Origin of the sequence: Psychrobacter sp. TB20-MNA-CIBAN-0197 (assembly GCF_040309765.1) — a bacterium.
Classification (GTDB): domain Bacteria; phylum Pseudomonadota; class Gammaproteobacteria; order Pseudomonadales; family Moraxellaceae; genus Psychrobacter; species Psychrobacter submarinus.
The window spans coordinates 1-391 of record NZ_JBEOPC010000149.1; the positions used below are offsets into that span (position 1 = coordinate 1).

1 protein-coding gene is annotated in these 391 nt (G+C 60.4%); it reads left to right on the forward strand.

From position 1 onward, the window contains the following. Positions 1 to 391: histidine kinase dimerization/phospho-acceptor domain-containing protein (locus AAEY83_RS13060; protein WP_351059381.1), on the forward strand; the 391-nt coding region annotated here is incomplete at both ends.

Genomic DNA, 391 nt, shown 5'->3' on the forward strand with positions numbered 1-391 from the left:
CTCTGGCGCCATGTGATCGCACGCTGCTTCGCCCCGCGTGAAGACGACGGTCACGAAATCTCCTTGAAAAACGGTCGACGTCTGTCGATTTCCACCCGCTCGCTGGATGCCGAGCCGGGGCAGTTGGTGCTGCTCAACGACTTGACCGAAACCCGGCATCTTCAGGATCAACTGGCACGGCATGAGCGCTTGTCGTCGCTGGGGCGCATGGTTGCCTCGCTGGCCCACCAGATTCGCACACCGCTGTCCGCCGCTTTGCTCTACGCCAGTCATTTGACTGAACAGCAATTGCCGGTGGAAACCCAGCAACGCTTTGCCGGCCGCCTGAAAGAGCGTCTGCACGAACTCGAACATCAAGTGCGCGACATGCTGGTGTTCGCTCGCGGTGAAT